14 protein-coding genes are annotated in these 22,082 nt (G+C 70.3%); 12 read left to right on the plus strand and 2 right to left on the minus strand.

The window, feature by feature from the left end; all coding sequences use genetic code 11:
* Window positions 1-2 precede the first annotated feature (2 nt).
* The 3 genes from QM597_RS02575 (at window position 3) to pheT (ending at window position 4,297) form a co-directional block, all read left to right on the plus strand.
* Window positions 3-542, plus strand: coding sequence for a hypothetical protein (locus QM597_RS02575; RefSeq protein WP_415003308.1), 540 nt, complete (start codon window positions 3-5; stop codon window positions 540-542).
* 31 nt (window positions 543-573) lie between these two features.
* Window positions 574-1,692 (plus strand): phenylalanine--tRNA ligase subunit alpha, encoded by a 1,119-nt coding sequence (pheS, locus tag QM597_RS02580; protein ID WP_415003309.1) that lies wholly within the window; start codon window positions 574-576, stop codon window positions 1,690-1,692.
* A gap of 85 nt (window positions 1,693-1,777) precedes the next feature.
* Window positions 1,778-4,297 (plus strand): phenylalanine--tRNA ligase subunit beta, encoded by a 2,520-nt coding sequence (gene pheT, locus QM597_RS02585; RefSeq protein WP_415003310.1) that lies wholly within the window; start codon window positions 1,778-1,780, stop codon window positions 4,295-4,297.
* Between the two features lie 15 nt (window positions 4,298-4,312).
* Here pheT and QM597_RS02590 read toward each other — a convergent pair whose 3' ends face one another.
* Window positions 4,313-5,176: an NUDIX domain-containing protein gene (locus QM597_RS02590; protein ID WP_415003311.1), complete on the minus strand. Its 864-nt coding sequence runs from the start codon at window positions 5,174-5,176 to the stop codon at window positions 4,313-4,315.
* A gap of 111 nt (window positions 5,177-5,287) precedes the next feature.
* On the opposite strand from QM597_RS02590, the gene QM597_RS02595 reads away from it, so the two are divergent.
* From QM597_RS02595 to QM597_RS02635, 9 genes are all read left to right on the plus strand, one after another.
* Window positions 5,288-5,776: a GNAT family N-acetyltransferase gene (locus QM597_RS02595; protein WP_415003312.1), complete on the plus strand. Its 489-nt coding sequence runs from the start codon at window positions 5,288-5,290 to the stop codon at window positions 5,774-5,776.
* Window positions 5,777-5,848: 72 nt separating this feature from the next.
* Complete coding sequence (locus QM597_RS02600; RefSeq protein WP_415003313.1) at window positions 5,849-6,628, plus strand: enoyl-CoA hydratase/isomerase family protein; 780 nt, start codon at window positions 5,849-5,851, stop codon at window positions 6,626-6,628.
* Window positions 6,629-6,737: 109 nt separating this feature from the next.
* Entirely contained in the window at window positions 6,738-9,476 is a 2,739-nt protein-coding gene (locus QM597_RS02605; protein ID WP_415003314.1) for a hypothetical protein, read from the plus strand.
* Window positions 9,421-10,797, plus strand: a complete 1,377-nt coding sequence (locus QM597_RS02610) for a hypothetical protein (RefSeq protein WP_415003315.1) — start codon at window positions 9,421-9,423, stop codon at window positions 10,795-10,797. The genes QM597_RS02605 and QM597_RS02610 overlap by 56 nt, the downstream gene beginning before the upstream one ends.
* Before the next feature lie 242 nt (window positions 10,798-11,039).
* Complete coding sequence (locus QM597_RS02615) at window positions 11,040-11,819, plus strand: electron transfer flavoprotein subunit beta/FixA family protein (protein ID WP_415003316.1); 780 nt, start codon at window positions 11,040-11,042, stop codon at window positions 11,817-11,819.
* Between the two features lie 14 nt (window positions 11,820-11,833).
* Window positions 11,834-12,781, plus strand: a complete 948-nt coding sequence (locus QM597_RS02620) for an electron transfer flavoprotein subunit alpha/FixB family protein (RefSeq protein WP_415003317.1) — start codon at window positions 11,834-11,836, stop codon at window positions 12,779-12,781.
* A gap of 115 nt (window positions 12,782-12,896) precedes the next feature.
* Window positions 12,897-13,559: a hypothetical protein gene (locus QM597_RS02625; protein ID WP_415003318.1), complete on the plus strand. Its 663-nt coding sequence runs from the start codon at window positions 12,897-12,899 to the stop codon at window positions 13,557-13,559.
* On the plus strand, window positions 13,556-15,085 hold the full coding sequence (locus QM597_RS02630) for a DNA polymerase Y family protein (RefSeq protein WP_415003319.1): 1,530 nt from the start codon (window positions 13,556-13,558) through the stop codon (window positions 15,083-15,085). The genes QM597_RS02625 and QM597_RS02630 overlap by 4 nt, the downstream gene beginning before the upstream one ends.
* A 108-nt stretch (window positions 15,086-15,193) precedes the next feature.
* A complete protein-coding gene (locus QM597_RS02635; RefSeq protein ID WP_415003320.1) occupies window positions 15,194-18,601 on the plus strand; it encodes an error-prone DNA polymerase in 3,408 nt (1,135 codons plus the stop codon).
* A 232-nt stretch (window positions 18,602-18,833) separates the two neighbouring features.
* On the opposite strand, the gene QM597_RS02640 is transcribed toward QM597_RS02635, so the two are convergent.
* On the minus strand, window positions 18,834-22,049 hold the full coding sequence (locus QM597_RS02640) for a tetratricopeptide repeat protein (protein WP_415003321.1): 3,216 nt from the start codon (window positions 22,047-22,049) through the stop codon (window positions 18,834-18,836).
* Window positions 22,050-22,082 lie beyond the last annotated feature (33 nt).

A 22,082-nucleotide genomic window follows, 5' to 3' on the forward strand; every position in this document is an offset into this window, starting at 1 on the left:
CGGTGTCTGATCAAGGAGGCGACGGGATCCTGGAGCAGGTCGGGATCGGGTTCGCGCTGTTCGCCCTGATCGTGCGTGACCTGACCCTCGTCATCGCGGCGCTCGCGGTGGTGACGATCACTGCTTCGCTCGTGGTGGCCGGATCGGTTCCTGGCTTGGCCGAGAACCTGCCTGCCCTCGTGACCCTGGCGGTGCTGGCCGGCGCGGCCTTCTGGGTCGAACGTCAGGCCGAGCGGCGCGGCGGACGCTGGACGAGCGACCCGGTGGTGGATCGCGCGAAGCGGGCGATCCGGTTCTGTCTCGCCCTGCTGGTGGCCTTCGTAGGCAATGCCCTGGCCGTGATCGGTGCGGGCATGGTGGTGCTCTCGGTGGTCGTCCTGGCGGTCGCCGCCGTCAGGGGCGATACGCCCGGCTTCGGCGACGCCGCTGCTCCGCTCCTGCTGTTCGCGGTCTCGGCGGTGGTGGGCTGGCTGCTGCTGCGCGTCTGTGGTCAGGGTGTGCTGAGGCCGCGACTGGAACGTTTCACCGCCAGCGGCTCCTGACGCCCCGGAGCGCCCACTAGACTCGTGCCTCGTGTCCGCTCCGAACTCCGATTACGACCCCGTTGAGGTCACCCCGCTGCATCCCGACGAGATCGCCCGCGTGGTCCGTGAGGCGCTCGATGCCGTCGCGGGCGCGGTGACGCTGGCCGAGCTGAAGCAGGTGCGCCTCGACCACGCGGGCGACCGTTCGCCGCTGGCGCTGGCGAACCGGGAGATCGGCGCGCTGCCGCCGCAGGCCCGCAAGGAGGCCGGTCAGCGCGTCGGGCAGGCGCGCGGTGAGGTCAACCGCGCCATCGCCGAGCGCACCGCCGCCTTGGAGGTTGCCGAGAAGGCCGCTCGCCTGGCCGCCGAGACCGTTGACGTCACGCTGCCGGTCGACCGCGAGCCGGTCGGCGCGCGCCACCCCATCACCACGATCCAGGAGACCGTCGCCGACATCTTCGTCGCGATGGGCTGGGAGGTCGCCGAAGGGCCGGAGGTCGAGGCCGAATGGCTGAACTTCGACGCCCTCAACCTCGGCCCGGACCACCCGGCGCGCACCATGCAGGACACCTTCTGGATCAAGTCCGGCGAGAGTGCCTCCCAGGAGTCGGGCATGGTGCTGCGCACACACACCTCCCCGGTCCAGGCGCGCACGATGCTGACTCGGACGCCGCCGATCTACGTCGTCTGCCCCGGCCGGGTGTACCGCACCGACGAGGCTGACGCGACGCACATGCCGGTCTTCCACCAGGTCGAGGGACTCGCCATCGACCGGGGCCTGTCGATGGCCCATCTCAAGGGCACGCTCGACCACTTCGCCCGCGCGATCTACGGCGCGGGCATGACCACGCGCTTTCGGCCGTCGTACTTCCCGTTCACCGAGCCGAGCGCGGAGGTCGACCTGCTCTGCTATGTCTGCCACAACGATCCGGGGGCGGTCGCCGGCTGCCGGACCTGCGGCGGCGAGGGCTGGGTCGAATGGGGCGGCTGCGGCGTGGTGAACCCGCGCGTGCTCGTCGCCTGCGGCGTGGATCCCGAGGAGTTCTCCGGCTTCGCCTTCGGCATGGGCCTGGACCGCACCATCACCAGTCGTTACGACATCGCCGACCTGCGTGACCTGTGGGACGGCGATATCCGTTTCACCGAGCCGTTCGGAGTTGGTCTGTGAACGAGCGTCAGCGAGTGAGCCATCGAATGAACGCGAACACCTTCCCGTACTCTTGCGGTCTTTCTGTGACGGGGAGGTGGTCGTGATGCGAGTCCCTGTTGAGTGGCTGCGGTCCTTGGCGGAGTTGCCCGAGGGCGTCACGACGGCCGAGCTGGCCGAGCGGCTGACGATGTACGACCTCAAGCTGGAGGAGATCCTCGGCGGGGGTGTCAGCGGACCGCTCACGGTCGGCCGGGTGCTGGCGATCACCCCCGAGCCGCAGAAGAACGGCAAGGTCATCAACTGGTGCCGGGTCGACGTCGGTGCCCAGAACCTCGACTCGGTGCCGGATGCGCCGGGTGAGGACGTGCCGTCGCGCGGCATCGTCTGCGGTGCGCACAACTTCGCCGTCGGCGACCTCGTGGTGGTGTCGCTGCCCGGTACATGCCTGCCTGCGCTCGCCCATGTGATTCCCGGCGGCGAGATCGGCTCGCGCAAGACCTACGGTCACGTCTCGGACGGCATGATCTGTTCGGTCGCCGAACTGGGCCTGCCCGGTGCCGCCGACGGCATCCTCGTCCTGGAACCCGGCAGCGCAGAACCCGGTGACGACGCCATCGCGCTGCTCGGACTCGCCGACGAGACCCTCGACCTGGAGGTCAACCCCGACCGCGCCTACGCGCTGAGTATGCGCGGTGCGGCGCGTGATGCGGCTCTCGCTTTCGGCGTACCTTTCGTCGATCCGATTGAATCGATTGCGCTGCCATCGGGTTCCGGTGGCTTCCCGGTGCGGGTCAAGCACGCGGAGGCCTGCCCGGTGTTCACGACGCTCGTGGTGACCGGCATCGACGCGAGCCGTCCGACCCCGGCGTGGATGGCGCGGCGGATCGAGCAGGCGGGCATGCGTTCGATCTCGCTCGCGGTCGACATCAGCAACTACGTGATGCTCGAACTCGGTCAGCCGAACCACTGCTACGACCGCGCCAAGCTCGACGGCGAGATCGTGGTGCGGCGGGGGCTTTCCAGTGAGACGATCACGACCCTCGATGGGGTCGAGCGGATGTTGAGTGCCGAGGATCTGATCATCGCCGACCGCTCCGGCCCTATCGGATTGGCCGGCGTCATGGGTGCTGCTCGTGTCGAACTGGACGAGAACAGCACCGATGTCGTCATCGAGGCCGCGCACTTCGATCCGGTGACGATCTTCCGGTCCGAGCGCCGCCACAAGTTACCCACGGAGGCCGCCAAGCGGTTCGAGCGCGGCGTCGATCCGGCGTTGACGGTGCCCGCTGCCGCGCGGGTTGCCGAACTGCTGGTCGAGTTGGCCGGGGGGACGTTGCAGCCGGGCCTGACGCACGTCGGCACGGTTCCGTCCCGTACACCGGTGACCTTTGGCGTTGATCTGCCCGCCCGCATCAGCGGTGTCGATATCAGCGCGGAACAGGCCCGTGCCACCTACGAGGCGAACGGGTGTGTGGTCCAGACCGACGGCGAGACGTTCACCGTCACCCCGCCGACCTGGCGTTTCGACCTGAACGACCCCTACGACTTCGTCGAGGAGGCGCTCCGCTCGGCCGGCTACGAGAACGTGCCGTCGGTGCTGCCGACCCCGACCGGCGGTCGCGGCCTGACCCGCCATCAGCAGTTGCGTCGCCGGGCCGGGCACGTGCTCGCGGGGGCCGGTCTGGTCGAGGTCACCACGTTGCCGTTCGTCGGTCAGGGTGACTTCGACAAGTTGGGGCTGCCTGCGGACGACGCCCGTCGCCGCCAGGTCCTGCTGGCCAATCCGCTCTCGGAGCGTGAACCCGGTCTGACCACGACGCTGCTGACCGGGCTGCTGCGCGCTGCCTCGCTCAATGTGAGCCGCGGTCACGAGAGCGTGCAGATCAGCGAGGTCGGGCGGGTGTTCTGGCCCGTCGTTGGCGATGAGGTCGCCCCCATCTATGGTGTCGAGGCACCTCCGACGAAAGAGGAACTGGCGGCATTGGATGCGGCGCTGCCCATGCAACCCTTGCACGCCGGCATCCTGCTTGCGGGAGAGCGTCAGCGCGGCGGTTGGGACGGCGCGGGTCGTGCTGTCGAGTGGACCGATGCTGTCGCGATCGTGCGCCGTCTCGCCGAGGCGCTGCACGTCGAGCTGGGGATACGTCAGACGCAGAAAGCGCCGTGGCACCCAGGACGGTGTGCGATGTTCACGCTGGACGATGGCGTCTTGGTCGGCTACGCCGGCGAGTTGCATCCGGACGTCGCGGAGACGTACGGCTTGCCGGGCCGTGTTGCGGTGGCCGAGATCGACCTGGAAGCGTTGCTGGAGGCAGCGCCCGCTATCGGTCCGAAGCCGGACTTCTCACCCTTCCCGGTGGCCAAGGAGGATCTGGCCTTCCTGGTCGACGAGGCCGTTCCCGCCGAGCAGGTGCGCGTTGCCCTGGCCGGTGCGAGCGAGTTGATCGAGTCGGTGCGCCTGTTCGACGTGTACACCGGTGACCAGGTGCCCGACGGCCAGCGGTCGCTGGCGTTCGCCCTGCGCCTGCGCGGCGCGGATCGCACCCTGGCCGAGGCCGACATCAAGGCGGCCCGCGACGCCGCCGTCACCGCCGCCACGGCCCTCGGGGCCACCCTGCGCTGACGCCGGGCGGAACGGTCAATCCGCCTGCGAGGACTCGCGGTAGGCGGGGACGCCCGACTCCAATGCCTCCAGCAGTTCGATCGTGGCGGCGGTGGCGCGCTCGCGCACGGTCGCGGGGTCGCACCAGTGGACGTCGGCGATCTCGGCGGCTTGCAGGGTCAGCGCCTCGCGTTCGGGGACCGGCGTGCCTCCGAGGTCGAAGACGAACACGCAGGCGTCGTCCCAGCCGCGCCAGGCGGGCAGCCAGTTGACTGTCACGAGGCCGCCGACCTCCACCTCGATCCCCAGTTCCTCGGCGAGTTCGCGGCGCAGCCCGACGGCTGGCGACTCGCCGACCTCGATGACCCCGCCCGGCAGGTCCCATTCGGACTTGTAGGTCAGCTCGCACAGCAGCACCCGGCCGTCCGGATCGCGCCAGAGGCCCTGCGAGATGACCCGTTTGGTCGGCAGCCCGGCATTCAAGATGGCGATGAAGCCGTCACGCGACTGCACCGGAGGATCGGCGAGAAGCCGGGCCATGAGCACGCGGTCGGGTTCGCGCCCGGGGCCGCGCGTGACGCCCTCCTTGCGCAGGCCGCAGATCGACGCGGCCCGGATGTCGGTGTCGCGGCCGACCGGGATCCGCGCCTCGACGCGCCGGCCGCCGAGCGTGCCGAGGACGTGATCGACCACGAGTCGCACGACGTGGATCGCTGGGCGCAGCGCACCTGGTCCGTCGCCGACATTCCAGCGGACCGACCATGTGGAAGAGGATTCCTGGTGCAGCGCCACCGAGCCGATGCGCTCGCCGTCCATCCACACGCTGTACCCGTCGAAGCCCGCGTTGGACCGCTCGGGGCGCAGCCGGACGAAGTCGTCGGCCAACTCGTGTGCGTCCATCGCTCCCTCTCGTCGCGGCCGGACCGAGACACCCGCCGGCCCGGCACCACCGTACGCGGTCAGCGACCCCGGCCGGTGTCCGCCGGGTCCGCCCAGGAAGGATCGTCAGACATGGAATCGGTGACCGTGCGCCCTGCCTCGCCCACTGACGTCGACGACCTCGTCGAGCTGATCGGCCAGCTCGCCTCCTATGTGCGCCAGCCGGACAGCTGCCGGATCACGCCCGAAGTGCTCGATGCGGCCTTGTTCGCCTCGCACCCGGCGGTGTTCGCCTCCGTGGCCGAGGGCGATGAGGGGCAGGTCGCCGGCGCGGCGATCTGGTTCCTGTCGTTCTCCACCTGGGAGGGTCGGCACGGCATCTTCCTCGAAGACCTCGTCGTGCGCGAGGAGTGCCGCGGCCGGGGGATCGGCACCGCGCTGCTCGGATCGCTGGCCGCCCTCTGCCGCGAGCGGGGTTACAGCCGCCTGGAATGGTCGGTTCTGGACTGGAACGAGAACGCCATCGCGCTGTATCGCTCCGTGGGTGCGCGGCCGATTGCGGGGATGACCGGATACCGGCTCTCGGGCGAGGCGCTGGCCGCAGCCGCCCCGAGTCGGTGACGCCGCGAACCAGGTGCCGCCTATGCTCGTGGCGGCCGCTGTGGGAGCGGTCACAACGACAAGGAGAAGCGCGTGGGTGAGTTCGTCCGCCTCGAAGTCAGCGACGGTGTCGGCACGATCCGGCTGGACCGTCCGAAGATGAATGCTCTCGACGCCCAGATGCAGCGCGAGATCGCCGAGGCCGCGCAGGAGGCCGATGCGCGCGACGACGTTGCGGCGGTCGTCGTCTACGGCGGCGAGCGGGTCTTTGCCGCCGGTGCCGACGTCAAGCAGATGGCCGACATGTCGTATCAGGACATGGTCCGCCACGGTCAACTCCTGCAGTACTTCACCCGGTCGCTGGCGGCCATCGGCAAGCCGACGGTGTCGGCGATCACCGGGTTCGCGCTCGGCGGCGGCTGCGAGGTCGCGCTGGCAACCGACGTGCGCTTCGCCGCCGAGAACGCCAAACTCGGCCAGCCGGAGATCCTGCTGGGCATCATCCCGGGTGCCGGCGGCACGCAGCGGCTCGCCCGCCTGGTGGGGCCGTCGGTGGCCAAGGACCTCATTTACACGGGTCGCTTCGTCGACGCGGCCGAGGCGCTGCGCATCGGACTGGTCGACCGGGTGTTGCCCGCCGACGAGGTCTACCCGGCCGCGCTGGCGTGGGCCGCGCAGTTCGTGGGCGGCCCGGCGCTTGCGCTGCGGGCCGCCAAGGCCGCCGTCGACCGCGGTCTGGAGGTCGACCTCCAGACCGGCCTGGAGATCGAGCGGGCCGAGTTCACCGGGCTTTTCGCCACCGAGGATCGGCTCGCCGGCATGACGTCCTTTGTCGAGCAGGGGCCGGGTAAGGCGACCTTCTCGGGCCGCTGACCTAAATGCTCGCTCAGAGTCCTCGCAGGGGCCTGGACGAGCACGACAATTGAGGCATACTGATGCGGGCGTGGCTTTCGTGTCACCGTCACTGTGAGGAAAGGGAGTCATGAGCGACTCAGACGAGAAGTCGACTGTGCGGCGGGGTCCAGCCGATCCGCTGCGTATTGCCGCAGAGATGATCGAGGATCCGTCTGCTGGGGGCATCGGTTCGGACTCTCCGATCAGTTCCGGCAGGCCGATGACGGCGCGTGAGCGGCGCGCGGCGGCCAAGGCGGCTCGGCTCGCTGCGGCACAGCGCCGCCGCGAGGAACGGGCTTCACGCCGTGGCGGGGAGCCGCGCGATCCCAGCGCGGATGCGCCGGCTGTCGTCGAGGAGGAGGTCGATGAGCCGGTTGCCACGTCGGAACCGGCGACCAGCCCTGCGCCGCAGACGCTTGCCCAGCGGTTGGAGGCCGCTCGCCTCGCTGCGACGCAGCGCAGTGACGAGTACACGAGCGGTCGTGACGAGGTGGCCGAGGAGATCACGCGCGGCCAGGGCGACAGCTTCGCCGAGAGGTATTCCTCGCCGGTGAGCGCCGCCGAACCCTCCACGCCCACTGTCGAGGAGACGCACGTCTTCGATCCCCTCGACGAGCCGCAGGGTTCGGTGTTCGGGCGTCTGTGGACCGCCGCGACGGCTGCAGAGTTGGCGGCTGACGGTGACGGCTCGGCGAATGAGGCCGAACCGGTTACCGACGCGCTGAACTCGCCGGAGGTCCCTGGGGTCGATCCTGATCCGGTGCGCGAGAGCGTCGGGTACGAGTTTGAGGCCGCCGACGACGTGGACCGGAGGCCGACCTTCGGTAGCGAGTCCGGATACGAGGCTGCCTCGACCTCTTACGAACCCTCGACGCCGTCGTACGCCTCCTATGAGCCGGAGCCGATCTTCACGCGGCGTTACGAGCCGGACCCCTATGTTCCGTTGGTACGCGAGTCGGAGGCGGTGGTCGAGCCGGACCTGGACCCGGAGCCGGCGGTCGAGCCGGTCGCGGCGATTTCAGAGCCGGAACCCGCGCCGGAGCCGGTCAGCGAGGTTCCGTCGGTCTACAAGTCGGCGGAGGTCGAGGAGACCCCTGAGCCGGAGCCGGTCGCGGTGTCTTCGAGCATCGATGACGAGCCGGAACTCGATCCGGTCGCCTATGCGGCCTCCACTCCGGACAGCGCCTCGGCGATCCGAGCGTCCTTCGCCGAGAAGCTGGCTGCGGCGAGTGCGGCGGCGCAGGACCGCGTGGCGAATGCCCGTGCCGAGGCCCAGCGTCTCATGGACGAGGCCGCGCGGGAGCGTGCCGAGGCGGTCGCCCGTCTGGAGGCCGATGAGGCCCGCCAGCGCGAGATCGCTGCCGAGAAGCTCCGGGCTGCCGAGGAGGCCGCCGAGGAGCGGGTCGCCGCCGCGCGCGCCGAGGCCGAGCGGGTCACCCGCGATATCCAGAGCGAGCGAGCGTCCGCAGCCGCACGAATCGCCCAGTTGCAGCGTGAGTCTGACGAGCGCGTGGCGCAGGCCAAGGCCGAGGCCGAGCGTGAGGCCGCCGCCAGGATTGCGGATGCGGAGGCTGAGGCTCGCCGGCTGGTTGCGGAGGCTGAAGCCGAGGCGGTCCAGCGTGCTGAGCAGCGCGTGATCGCCGCAGAGCGGGCCGCCGAAGAGGCCGCCCGCGAACGGCTGGCTGCGGCCGAGGCCGACGCCGAGCGTCGTATTCAGGCCGCCCGCGACGCTGCCGAGGAGGTCGCACGCCAGGCCGCCGAGGAGCGTGAAGCGGCTCGGGTGCAACTCGTCGCCGAGCGAGAGGATGCCGAGCGTCGCCTCGCCGAAGTGCGTGCCGAGGCCGAGCGCATTGTGGCCGAGGCGGAGGAGACCTCCGCCAATCATGTGGCGGCGGCGAAGGCCGAAGCCGAGAAGTACGCCCAGGAAGTCGCTGCCGAGCGTGTGGCCATTGCGGTTCGGGTCGCTGACGCCGAGCGCGCTGCCGAAGAGAAGCTCGTCGCGGCCAAGGTCGAGGCTGAGCGTGTGGCCTCCGAGGCTGCGGCACGCCACGAGGAGGCCGCTGCCGAGTTGGCACGTGAGCGAGACGAGGCTCATGCACTGGTTGCCGAGGCCGAGACGAAGGCCAAGGCGCTTGCCGAGGAGGCCGAAGCCCAGCGTCAGGAGGCGATCCGTCGTTTGGCCGAGGCTGAGCGTGTTGCCGAGGAGCGAGTGCGCTTGGCCCAGGCGGAGGCCGAGCGGGTAGCTGCGGAGGCCGCAGAGGCCGCCCGTGTGGCGGCCGAAGCGCGGGCCGAGGCCGAGCGGCAGCAGGAGAAGGCCGCCGAGGAGGCGCGCCTGGACGCCGAGCGCAAGGTCGCCGACGCCGAGCGGGCTGCGGCCGAGAAGGTCGCCGCTGCCCAGGCCGAGGCCAAACGGGTTGCCGAGGCCGCCGAGGCCGAGGCCAAGCGCCGGATCGCGGCGGCCGAGGCTGAGGCCGAGCGGGTCACTGCGGCCTCCAAGCGCGATGCCCAGGAGCGGCTGAGCAAGGCGGTCGCGGCAGCACGGGAGGCGGCCGAGATCAAGTTGCAGGAGGCCGAACGGACGGCGATGGAATGGGTGGCGGCGGCCGAGGCTGAGGCCGAGCGGGTCGCTCAGGCTCACATCGTCATGGCTAACAAGGTCGCCAAAGGGACGCCGCTGACGCCCGCTTCCGCACCCACTGCCTCGGAGTTCGTCGATGATGGGGAAGAAGATCCAGACGACACTGCGGCGACGGCGCCCCAGGGGGTGATCGGTGAGTCTGGGGCACCCACCACCCCGATCAAAAAAAGAGTCGTCCGACGTAGTTGACGAGATCATCGCCTCGACCTTCCCCGAAGCCCCGGAGCTGACGGAGGTCGAGCAAGGGGTGGCCGACGAGCCGCAGACGCCGGGTCTGGTCGATCCGGCGGCCGGCGAGGAGAGTTCGTTGCGCCGTGCGCTGGCGGGGTTCAAGTCCGTGGGCGGGCGGCCGGTGGACGAGCCGTCGGCCTCGGCTCCCGAACCGGTGCCCGCAGAGTTGGCCGTGGACACGGCTCGGGCCGCCCTCGAAGAGGCCGAAACGCCGCCCGCGGCACGATCGGCAGCCGAGAGCGAAGAGGGTCTGTCGCCGCGTCAACTGGCTAAGAAGCAGCGGGCCGAGGCTAAGGCCGCCCGGCGCGCAGCGCGTCTTGCTGCGCATAGTCAGCAGCCGGTGATCGAGGCCGAGGAGACCGGCGACCCCGTCGCCATAGAGGCGGCGACGGTCGAGGTGCCGCAGGCCGAAGAGGTGCCGGGCGGCGAAGCGACTGAGGAAGCGGCAGCAGGGCTTCCTGAGGAAGCGTCGGCTGCCGTGGCGTTGGCACATCCGCGTGACATCCGCCGGGCGGCTCAGCAGAAGCGACGCCGCGCCCGCGCCGAGGCTCGTCAGCGTCGCCACGACGGCGTGGTACCGGAGGCCGAGGCCGCCGAGGCCGCGCTTGAAGTGCAGGTCGCCGAGCAGGAAGCCGAGATCGTCGCGGCTGTCGCGCCGGAGGTCGTTGAGGTCGATGTCGCTGAACCCGAGGCGGAAACCCCGGAGCCGGAGCCGGAGGCCGACGACGAGCCGACGATCATCATTTCGCAGGAGAGTGCCGAGGCAGAGCCGGTCGCCGAGACGACTGACGAACCCACGGCGATCATCGACCTGACGCTCGAGCAGCCGGTCGAGAGCAAGGCCGACCTCCGCCGCCGTAAGGCCGAGGAGAAGGCAGCCGCACGGGTTGCCAAGATGGCCGCGAAACAGCAGGTGTCCGCGCGACCGGCCGATGATGTGCCCGAGCCTCCCGCCGAGGTGGGGCCTTCCTCGGCGGGAGGCTCCTCGCGGGTGACGACCATCGCGGCCGTTGTCAGCGCCCTGGGCCTGATCCTGTCGGTCGTGCTGGCTATTGGTGCCCTGCTGGTGGCACTCGATGCCGGCTCCGGTGGTGCTTTCTCGGTGCTGTCGAGTGTCTGTGATGTGCTGACCGCGCCGGTGGCCGGGTTTATCGACTTCTCCGGAGCCAACGCCGATCGCAAGGAGGCGCTGGTGACCTGGGGACTCGGCTCGATGGTTTACCTCGTCATCGGCCTGGCAGCCCAGTCGCTCGTCCGCTCTCGGCTCGACGACGACTGATTCCGCCCCATCACCGTCATCACGCCCCCGCATCTCTGCGGGGGCGTGATGGTGTCTCGTGGCCTGGATCACACTGGCGACCCGTCGCCGTGCGTGCGGCGAATCGGTACCATGCAGGTGCTGAGGGTCGCCTCACCGCCGTGTGCAGCACGGTGGCACAGTGGTCCTCAGGCGTCATCATTCAGATGACCACGGTGCCGGAGACCCGGCGGCGTGATTCCCGAATCTCCAGGAGGGTCCTCGTGACCAAGATCGTTGTGGCGGTCAAGTACGTCCCGGATGCGACGGCCGACCGTACCTTCACGTCCGACAACACCGTCGACCGCGAAGGCGTCGACGGCCTGCTGTCGGAGTTGGACGAGTACGCGGTCGAGCAGGCATTGCAGGTTGTCGAAGCGGGAGAGGGCGAGGTCACCGTGGTGACCGTCGGCCCCGACGATGCCGCTGACGCCGTGCGCAAGGCGTTGCAGATGGGTGCCGATGCCGGTGTCCATGTTGTCGACGACGCCATCGCCGGCTCCGATGCGTTCCAGACCTCGCTCATCCTCGCCAAGGCCATTGAGAAGCTCGAGTACGACCTCGTCTTCTTCGGCATGGCTTCGACCGACGGCGGCATGGGCGTCGTCCCGACCCTTGTGGCCGAGCGTCTCGGCCTGCCGGCCGTGACCTTCGCTTCGGAGGTCACCGTCGACGGCGACACCGTCAAGATCCGCCGCGACGGCGATGCCGCCACGCAGGAGATCGAGGCCACCGGCAAACTCGTCGTCTCGGTCACCGACCAGACCGGCGAGGCTCGCTACCCGTCCTTCAAGGGCATCATGGCGGCCAAGAAGAAGCCGATCGACGAGTGGTCGCTGGCCGACCTGGGCGTCGACGCCACCGAGGTGGGCGGTAGCAATGCGTGGACGGCCGTCGAGTCGTTCACCCCGCGCCCGCCGCGCACGGCCGGTGAGATCGTGACCGATGAGGGAGACGGCGGCGTCAAGCTGGTCGAGTTCCTCGCCTCCAAGAAGTTTGTCTGAGAAGGAGATCGAACATGTCTGAAGTTCTCGTCCTCATTGACGCCCCTGGGGGCAAGGTCACCAAGCCGTCGCTGGAGTTGCTGACGATTGCCCGCCGCATCGGCGAGCCGTCGGCTGTCGTCTTCGGTGCCGAGGTGCCCGCGCAGCTCGCCGAGTACGGTGCCGAGAAGATCTACCAGCTCGACGACGCGGTCTACGACGAGTACCTCGTCGCGCCCAAGGCCGAGGCCCTGAGCCAGCTCGTCGCCGATAAGAGTCCCGCCGCAGTGCTCGTGCCGTCCTCGAGCGAGGGCAAGGAGATCGCCGCCCGTGTCGCGCTCAAGGCATCCTCGGGTCTCATCACCGATGCCGTCGACGTCACGGTCGACGGTGATGCCATCACCACGACGCAGTCGGTCTTCGCCGGCAACTTCAGCGTCGAGGCCAAGGTCACCAATGGGGCACCGGTCATCGCCGTCAAGCCGAACTCGACGACCCCCGAGGCTGTGACCGGTGCCGGTGCGGTCGAGGCGGTCTCCGTGGCCGTCTCCGACGCCGCCAAGGGTGCCAAGGTCGTCTCCAGCGAGCCGCGCCAGAGCACCGGTCGCCCCGAGTTGACCGAGGCCGCCATCGTGGTCTCCGGCGGTCGTGGCACCGGCGGCGACTTCTCCGAGGTCGAGGCCCTGGCCGACGTCCTCGGTGCCGCCGTGGGTGCCTCGCGCGCTGCGGTCGACTCCGGCTGGAAGCCGCACACCTTCCAGGTCGGCCAGACCGGCAAGGTCGTCTCGCCGCAGTTGTACATCGCCAACGGCATTTCCGGGGCGATCCAGCACCGCGCCGGTATGCAGACGTCCAAGACCATCGTCGCGGTCAACAAGGACGAGGAGGCGCCGATCTTCGAGCTCGTCGACTTCGGCGTCGTCGGCGACCTCAAGACGGTGCTGCCGCAGGCCGTCGAGGAGATCACCAAGCGCAAGGGCTGATCGACCAGCTCGTTTCGCCCGCAGGCCCCGGACCCGACGGTCCGGGGCCTGCGGCGTTGGGTAGTCGCCCGCTTCACTGCTTGACATCCTCGAACATGTGTTCGAGGATGTCGGAATGACGGATCTCGACGAGTTGCGACGCCGGGTGGCCCGGCTGGAGGGACGGCCGGTCGATACGGCTGCGGTGCCGGTCCACCCGGCGCTGCGGGGCGTGGTGACGCCGCGAGCCGGTGGCGTCTACGGGGTGGATGCCGCCTCGCTCGCCTTGGCGCTGCTGGCCGGCCCCTCGGCGGCGGGGGCCTGGTGCGGGGTCGTGGACTGCCCCGACCTGGGGTTCGCGGCGGCGCGCGAGTTCGGTGTCGAGACCGAGCGGCTCGTGGTCGTGCCCGATGCCGGACCCCAGTGGTGGGAGGTCGTGGCGGCCTTGATCGACACGCTGCCGCTGGTCGTCGCGCGTCCGCCGGAACGGGTGAGTCAGCGCGACGCGGCTCGGCTGGCGGCTCGGCTGCGCAGCCGTCAGGGCGTGCTCGTCACCTGGGGGGCATGGCCGCGCTGCGAGGCCCGGCTGTCGCTGATGGCTTCGCAGTGGTCGGGCCTGGGCGAGGGGCACGGGTATCTGCGGGCGCGCCGGGCGCTGGTCGAGGTGCGCAGCGACGTCACGCTCGCCCGGCGGCACGAGGTCTGGCTGCAGCCGCTGCCGGGCGAGGCGGAACCCCCGGACGGAACGAGTGGCCTCGAAGGGCGAGATGACCAAGCACTCCTGCGGGGGGCATCGTGAGGACCCTCGTCCTCTGGTGCCCCGACTGGCCGGTGGTCGCCGCCGAGCAGCCCTCCACGGTGCCGGTGGCGGTGCTCGCCGGAGGCGAGGTGCTGGCCTGCTCCCCAGCGGCACGGTCCGAGGGGGTGCGCCGCGGAATGCGCCGGCGCGATGCCCAGGCCCGGTGTCCCGAACTGCGGCTCGTCGACCGGGCGCCGCAGATCGAGCAGCGCCGCTTCGAGGAGGTGCTCGACGCCGTCGAACAACTCACGCCGGGCGTGGCCCCGATCCGTCCCGGCCTGTGCGCGCTGCGGGTCCCGCCACGGTATTACGGGGGCGAGCGCGAGACGGCTGCGGTTCTGGCCGAGCGGGTCGTCGGCCTGGGGGTGTGGGACGTCCGCTGCGGTGTCGCCGACGGGGTGTTCGCGGCCGAGCACGCGGCGCGGCGCGCCCTGACGCAGGACGTCTGCATCGTCCCGCCGGGCGGCTCGGCGGACTTCGTCGCCGACCTCGGCGTCGAGGTGATCGAGGACGTGGCGCTCGCCGACCTGCTTCGGCGCCTCGGGGTGCGCACCTTGGGTGCCTTCGCGCGTCTGGAGGCCGGGGAGGTGCGCACCCGCTTCGGCGACACGGGGGCGCTGTTGCACCGCCTGGCCCGAGGGGAGGATCCGCAGCCCGTCACGCGCCGGGCGATGCCGCCTGACCTGCTGGGCGGGGTGTCCTTCGAGCCGCCGCTGGAGAGTGCCGAGGCGGCGGTCTTCAGCGCCCGCCGGGCGGCGGAGGACTTCGTTGCCGACCTCGCGCATCACGGGCTGGTCGCCACCGGGGTCCGTATCGAGGTCGACTCGGGGGAGAAGATCACGGCTCAGGCGCGCACGTGGCGGCATCCCTCCTGGTTCGATGCGGCAGCGCTGCTCGACCGGTTGCGCTGGCAGCTGGCCGGCGCGGGACGGCAGCAGGATGCTGCTGTGTGGCGCGAGGGCATCGCGGCGATCCGCTTCGTGCCCGAGGAGACCTCGGCGGTGGGCGATCACGCCGAGACCCTGTTCGGCGCGGGGCCGGACGCGGCCACCGAGCGCGGGGTGGCACGGGTGCAGGCCCTCGCCGGTGATCCGGCGGCGGTGCGGTCGCTGCGGGCGCAGGGAGGTCGCGGCCCCGGCGATCAGGTCCACACCGCGCTGTGGGGGGAGCGTGTTCCCGTGGCCCGGCCCGCCGAGCGGCCGTGGCCGGGGCAGATCCCGGCCCCGGCTCCGGCCACGGTCTTCGCCGCGCCACGGGCTGCCGTGGTGGCCGGTGCCGAGGGGCAGCGCATCGTCGTCACGCCGCGCGGCGCGGTCTCAGCCGCACCGGCTCGCTTCCGGGTCTCGGCGAACGAGCCGTGGCAGCAGGTGGCGGCCTGGGCCGGCCCCTGGCCCGTCGACGAACGATGGTGGGACGAGCACACCGCCCGGCGGATCGCGCGTTTCCAGGTGGTCGGGGTCGACGGCCGGGCCTGGCTGTTGATGCTCGACGGTGACACCTGGTTCACCGAGGCCCGCTATGACTGACGTCATTCGGTCCCTGAGGTGCGAGCTTGCGAGCCTCGAAGGGACCCCACCGCGAGTCCCTTCGAGGCTCCTCGCTGCGCTCGTCGCACCTCAGGGACCGGGGTGCGCATGAGGTGGAACAACTCGAACCTGACCTGGCGGGAGATGGAGCGCCGGCTCAGCGGCCGGCCGCTCGCCCCCGATGAGGTGCTGGAGGCCCCGCGGTCCCGTCGCCCCCGGCGTTCGGTTCCCGGCGAGGCCGTGGAGCGCCCGGCGAGCGCCGTGCCCTATGCCGAACTGCACTGTCACAGCAGTTTCAGTTTCCTCGACGGTGCCAGCGATCCCGGTGACCTGGTAGCCGAGGCGGTGCGGTTGGGGCTGGAAGCGCTGGCGATCACCGATCACGACGGATTCGCCGGGGCACCGGCCTTCGCCGAGGCCGCTCAGGAGCACGGGCTGGCGACGGTGTACGGCGCGGAACTGACCTTGGACCTGGCGCGCCCGCAGAACGGTATCGCCGACCCCGAGGGCACCCACCTGCTTGTCCTGGCGCGCGGGCCGGAGGGCTACCACCGGCTGTCGGAGGCGATGACTCAGGCGCATCTGCGCGGCGGGGAGAAAGGGCGTCCGGTCTACCTGCTGGACGAACTCACCGAGATCGGCCGCGACCATTGGGTCGTCCTGACCGGCTGCCGCAAGGGTGCGGTGCGCCAAGCGCTCGCGGCGTCCGGGCCGGCAGCAGCCGAAGCCGAGCTGGCCGGACTCATCGAGCGGTTCGGCCGCGAGCACGTCGTCGTCGAGCTGACCGATCACGGACGGCCCGACGACTCGGCCCGCAACGACGTGCTCGCCGAGTTGGCCCGGCACCTGGGGGTTCCCGTGGTCGCCACTCAGAACGTGCACCACGCCACCCCCGCGTCGGGCCGGCTCGCCGCGGTCATGGCGGCGGTGCGCGCACGACGCAGCCTGGCCGAGATGGACGGATGGCTGCCGCCGTCGGGAACGGCCCACCTGTGTTCGGGGGCCGAGATGGCCGCGCGCTTCGCGCGATATCCGGGCGCGGTAGAGACATCGGTGCGCCTGGCCCGCGACCTGGCCTTCGGCCTGCGGGCGGTCACGCCGCGGCTGCCCGTCGTCAGCCCCGAGGGCGTGAGCGATCACGACCACCTGCGCGCGCTGGCCGAGAAGGGGATCGCCGCGCGGTACGCCCCCGACCGGCAGGCCGCAGCCCGCGCACGCATCGACCGCGAACTCGCGGTCATCGCCGAGAAGGGGTTCGAGGGCTACTTCCTCATCGTCCACGCCATCGTGACCGAGGCTCGGCGGCGCGGCATCCTGTGCCAGGGGCGCGGCTCGTCGGCGAACTCGGCCCTCTGTTACGCCCTGGGCATCACGGCCATCGACTCGATCTTCTACGACCTGCCCTTCGAGCGGTTCATCGCCGCCACACGGGAGGAAGAGCCGGACATCGACGTCGACTTCGATTCGGCGCGCCGCGAGGAGATGATCCAGTGGGTCTACGACACCTACGGTCGCCACAACGCCGCCCAGGTCGCCAACGTCATCACCTACCGGCCGCGTTCGGCGGTCCGTGACGCCGCGAAGGCGCTCGGCTACTCGCCCGGGCAGCAGGACGCCTTCAGCGCGGGCATCGAACGATGGTCCGGCATCGGTGACGAGGTAGACCTGCCCGGCCCCGTGCGCGCCCTCGCCGAGCAGTTCCTCGGCCGCCCTCGCCACCTCGGCATCCACTCCGGCGGCATGATCCTGACCGAGCGGCCCATCGGCCAGGTGTGCCCCATCGAGTCGGCGCGTATGCCCGGCCGCACGGTTCTGCAGTGGGACAAGGACGCCTGCGAATGGATGGGCCTGGTCAAGTTCGATCTGCTGGGGCTGGGCATGCTCGGCGCGCTCGATCACTGTTTCGCTCTGGTCGGGCAGCACCTGGGGGAGGAGTGGGAGCTGGCCACGATCCCGCAGGAGGAGCCGGGCGTCTTCGACATGCTCTGCCGGGCCGACAGCATCGGGGTCTTCCAGGTCGAGAGCCGCGCCCAGATCGGCACGCTGCCCAGGCTCACACCGCGGAGTTTCTACGACCTTGCGGTCGAGATCGCGCTGATCCGTCCCGGCCCGATCCAAGGCGGCGCGGTGCATCCGTACATTCGCCGGGCCACCGGGGCCGAGCCGGTGACCTACGCCCACCCGTTGTTGGAAGACGTGCTCCGGCGGACCAAGGGTGTGCCGCTGTTCCAGGAGCAGCTCATGCAGATGGCGGTGGTGCTCGGTGACTGTACAGGCGACGAGGCCGACCTGCTGCGCCGGGCGATGGGGTCCAAGCGAGGCATCGAGCGGATCGGCCGGCTGCGCCGCAAGCTCCTCGACGGGATGCTCGCCAAGGGGTTGACGCCCGAGGAGGCCGAGGCGATCTACGTGACCATCGAGTCCTTCGCGGACTTCGGGTTCGCCGAGAGCCACGCCCTGAGTTTCGCGCTGCTGGTCTATGCGAGTAGTTGGCTCAAGCTGCACTATCCGGCGGCCTTCCTTGCCTCGTTGCTGCGCAATCAGCCGATGGGCTTTTATTCGCCGGCCTCGCTGGTGGCCGATGCGCGACGTCACGGCGTGCAGACGCGACGCCCCGATATCGCGCTCTCGCAGGCTCAGGCCGATCTGGAGCCGCTCGATGACGGGGGCAGGCGGCAGCCGACCGGGCTGGCGTCGTGCCTGGACCGTTCGCAGCCGGCGCCGGGCCGGTTCGATCCCGACGGCCCCGACCCGACGCTGACGCATCGCCGTGACGGCCGTTTCGCGGTGCGGCTGGGCTTCGACAGCGTGCGGGGCATCGGCCTGGAGGCGGCGCGGCGCATCGTGGCCGCGCGCGAGGAGCGTCCTTTCGCCGACATGGCCGACGTGGCGTGCCGGACGGGGCTGACGCCGGCGCAGATGGAGGCGCTGGCGACGGCGGGGGCCTTCGACGGTTTCGGGCTGAGCCGCAGGCAGGCGCTGTGGAACGCCGGTTTCACCGATGCGGCCGACATGCTGCCGGGTACGGCGGTGAGTGCGGCGGCACCGTGCCTGCCCGGCCTCACCGAGGTCGAGGAGACGCTAGCCGACCAGTGGGCTACGCGCATCACGCCGCAGCGGCATCCGATGGAGCATGTGCGGGAGGTGTTGCGCGCTGCAGGGGTCTGCTCGGTGGCCGAGGCGATGGCGGCGGAGTCGGGCAGCCGGGCGTGGGTGGCCGGGCTCATCACCCACCGCCAGCGGCCTGGAACGGCCAGCGGCGTTACTTTCCTCAATCTGGAAGACGAGACGGGCATGCTCAACGTGGTGGTGTTCGGCACCGTGTGGCAGCGATATCGCCGCGTCTTCCGCAATGCCGCCGGGGTGGTGATCTTCGGCCGGGTGGAGGTCACCGATGACCGGGTGGTCAACCTCGTGGCCGAGTGCGTCGACCGCATCGAGTCTCGCTACCCGGCGGCCGCCCAGGCCGGCGCGGGTGCCCTGACGGCCCGCCACCGCAGCCGCGACTTCCAGTAGCGGAACTGGCCGTGGCTCACTATCTCGGTATCACCGCCGTCGCGCCGCCCGGAACGTCGTCGAGGAGACGCCGATAGGCCCGCTGGCAGGGACCGTGACCGGCTGCTACAGGTCCCGCTGGCTGAGGTGCGAGCGAGGAACGAGCGAGCCTCGAAGCCTGCAATGGCGGGTCCCTTCGAGGTGTGCTGCGCTCGCACCTCAGGGACCGAGCGGGGCCTACTGGCGGAACCACTTACACGACTCCGAGGGCGACTGCCAGGGTGACGGCGAGCATGACCAGCGAGATGGCCGCGGCGATCTTGCCGCTCTTCAGGTGGACGCCGTCGAACGGCTTGATCGGCAGCAGCGACACCGTGACCATGGCGAGCGCAGTCAAGCCGAGGGAGCGCACGAAGGGGGTGCCCTGCCAGAGCGCCAGGACCAGGGCGACGGCGGTGACGACCGCGGTGATGAGCGTGCCGAGCCAGCGGTCCCGCCAGCCGGCCTGCTCGTCGTCACAGGTCGGCACCGGGACGAAGCCGTAGCCGAACAGCATGCCCGCGCCGCCGACCGCGATGCTGGGAACGTATCCCTTGCGCGGCGGCAGGTCGGTCACGGGCCGCGGGCGAGCCGCGGTGCTGAACAGCCAGGCGAGCGACGCGCCGACGGCGGCACAGGTGAGCACACTGAACCAGGAGCCGCCGGTCTCGCGCAGCACCGTCCAGGCGACGAAGGCCGCAGTGACGCCGAGCGCGATGCGCAGGCCGGTGAACCGGTGGAGGTGAGACCACCACGAGGACTTCCGCAGGGCATCGGGGCGGTCGGGATTCATCGCGCGGACGGCGAGACGTTCCAGGACGAACTCCTTACCCACGGTCACGCTCAGGCTGAGCATCGCCATGGCGACGAGGATCCAACTCATGCCCCGGCTGGGCACCGAGGCAGTATCGGAGAAGGTCCAGTCGCGGTCCAGGGCGCGCGAGACGTCCAGCCCGGTGTCGACCGAGGACAGGTCCGAGGTCAGTTCGGGATCAGCCCCGCGGTAGGAGTGGTCCAGGCGCACGGCGTGGGCGAGGTAGCCCTGGGACCGGATGAAGTTGCCCAGGCCGCCTTGGTCTGCGGTGTGGACGCCGAGATTCCACCAGGCCAGCGCGTAGTCGGGCTTGGCCTGCAGGGCGGCGGCGAAGGCGTCGACGGCCGCTGCGTCGTGGCCCGCCCGCGAGGCGATGACGCCCAGGTTGTTCTGCGACTGGTAAGAGGAGGCGTCCATCTCGGTGACTTCGGTGTACAGGTCTTCGGCCTGTCCGGTCTCGTCGGCCAGCTCGTAGGCCTGGGCCAGGGTGTCGGTGTAGATGGGGCTGAGGGGGTCGCAGGCCCGCGCGGTCTCGGCCATCTCGACGGCGAGTTCGGGATTCTCCCCGAGTGCAAGTAGGCTGACGGCCAGGTTGTTGTGGGCTGACCCGTCAGAAGCGATGCCCTCGTCGTTGCAGGGCAGCGACCACGCGACGGCCTTCTCCAGATAGGGCAGTGCTGCGGCATGGTCGTTCTCGGCGGTGTACGTCGCCGCGGCCCCGGCTGCCGCAGCCCGGTAGACGAAGGTGTCCGTACCGGCGTCGCCGGAGGCGATCTGCTCGAGTTCGCTGGCGAGTGATTCCTCGTCGATGCCGTCGAAAGAGTCGGCCACACGCCGGTAGTGCGCGCGGGCGCCGTCGAGGTCTCCGGCACGCTCCTGACTCAGTGCCCACTGCACGGTGACCCGGTCGGTGAGACTGGGTTCCTCCTCCGATGCGGCGTCGATGGTCGGGTTCCAGCCGCCGTGGTCGAGGCTGTCGCGGAAGCTCGCGGCGGCCTGTTCGTACTCGCCTTGGATGAACTGCACCTCGCCCAGCAGAGCCGAGACCATGGTCGCGTTTCCGGGGGTGCGGTGTTCGATGAGGAAATCCTCGGCGGCGGCCCACTCGCCCTCGTAGCGCAGGAGGTCTTGTACCGAGGCGGTCCAGGCGTCTTCGTCGTCGGCATAGTCGAGGACGGATTGAGTGTTCCACGAATCGGTCTCTTGCTCCTGGCTCGACCAGTCCTCGAAGGAGAGGTCGCGGTCATCGCCGTCTTCGATGGCCCGCAGGGCGTCCTCCACGAATGCGGCGCGCCGCTGGCCGAGGTCGGTGAACGCCGGCAGCGTTCTGATGGCCGGATACCGGTGGAGCGGGATGAGGGCACTCGAGGTCACGAAGCCGCCGCCGCAGCCACCTTCGCGGTAGCCGATGGAGGAGGCCAGCGCCTCCTCGGCACCGAGGTAGCCGGGGGTCGACGACTCCGGGTTCATGCAGGCACCGTCGCCCACGGCTCTGATGCTTGGGACGAGTGTCAGGCTCACGGCCGGCTTCTGGGCGGCGGTGAATGCTTCGGCGGCCCAGGCGTAGTCGCCGTCGCGCTCCCGTGCGACCGCCGCCCACTGGTTGACGGCCGGTGAATCGGGAAGATCGTCACGAAGGTCGTCGGCGATCTCTCGTGCTTCCGCGGCCTCGCCGAGGACGAGGAGGGAGCGGGCCTGTCCCAGGCGTGCCGCGGCGACATCGGGATCGGCGTCGAGCACGAGTTCGTAGTGCGCCAGTGCCTGTTCGGCGTTGGCGCGCACAGTGAAAGGGGCGAGGCCCTCGCGGTGCGCGATCTCGGCCTGGGTGAGGAGTTCGTCGGCGTAGCCCAGATGGGCCAGCAGCGACAGCGGCTCCTCCTCCAACCAGGTGGAGAAGGGGGTCTGCGAGGCGGCGACCTCCAGCGGCTCGTAGAAGCTGAACTCGTCGATGGAGTTGTAGTCGGCCGCGTACGTGTCGAGCACCAGCTGCCCGGCGAGCCAGCGGGCTGTCGGCTCGTCGTCGCAGGCCGACGGCAGGTAGTCCATCGGGTCTTTCGGGTTCGTCGTGTCGGTATGGCTTGTGGCGATGATCGACTCGCCGGTGTTGTAGTCACGCCAGGAGGCTGTTTGAAGCTGGGTGAACCACCAGCGCGACAGCTCCAGGTCGCAACTCGGCTGAAGGGCGTTGGCTTGGTCCATCAGTAGCCCGGACACCTCACCGACAACGCGCGACGGGGTCGTGGCATCTGGCGGCACGACGGCCGAGGCGAGGGCGAAGAGTCCGGCCAGCTCGATCAGTGTCGACTCGTGCTGACTGACCATCTCGGGGGTGAGCGACGCGGTGAGGAAGGCGAACGTCGACTCGATGGTCGTAGAACTGGAGGTGAGGTTTCCCGAAGCGTGCACTCCGTCCAACACCGGCCATAGGCCGCGGATCTGGTCGCCGATGCCGATCTGGTCGCCGAGCTGCTCGGCGACGGCGCGTACCTGGGCGAAGTTGGTCAGGCCTTTGCCGCCGGGGAAGGACGTCTCGACCGGGCCGTTCTCGATGAGCAGCGGAAGCCGGCGCAGGTCGTCGTGGTCGTGGCTCAGATCCTCGGGATCGGGCAGGGACAAGCGCTCACCTGCCTGCGGCTCCGGCGGGGGGGG

This window comes from Aeromicrobium sp. (assembly GCF_047607065.1).
Classification (GTDB): domain Bacteria; phylum Actinomycetota; class Actinomycetes; order Propionibacteriales; family Nocardioidaceae; genus Aeromicrobium.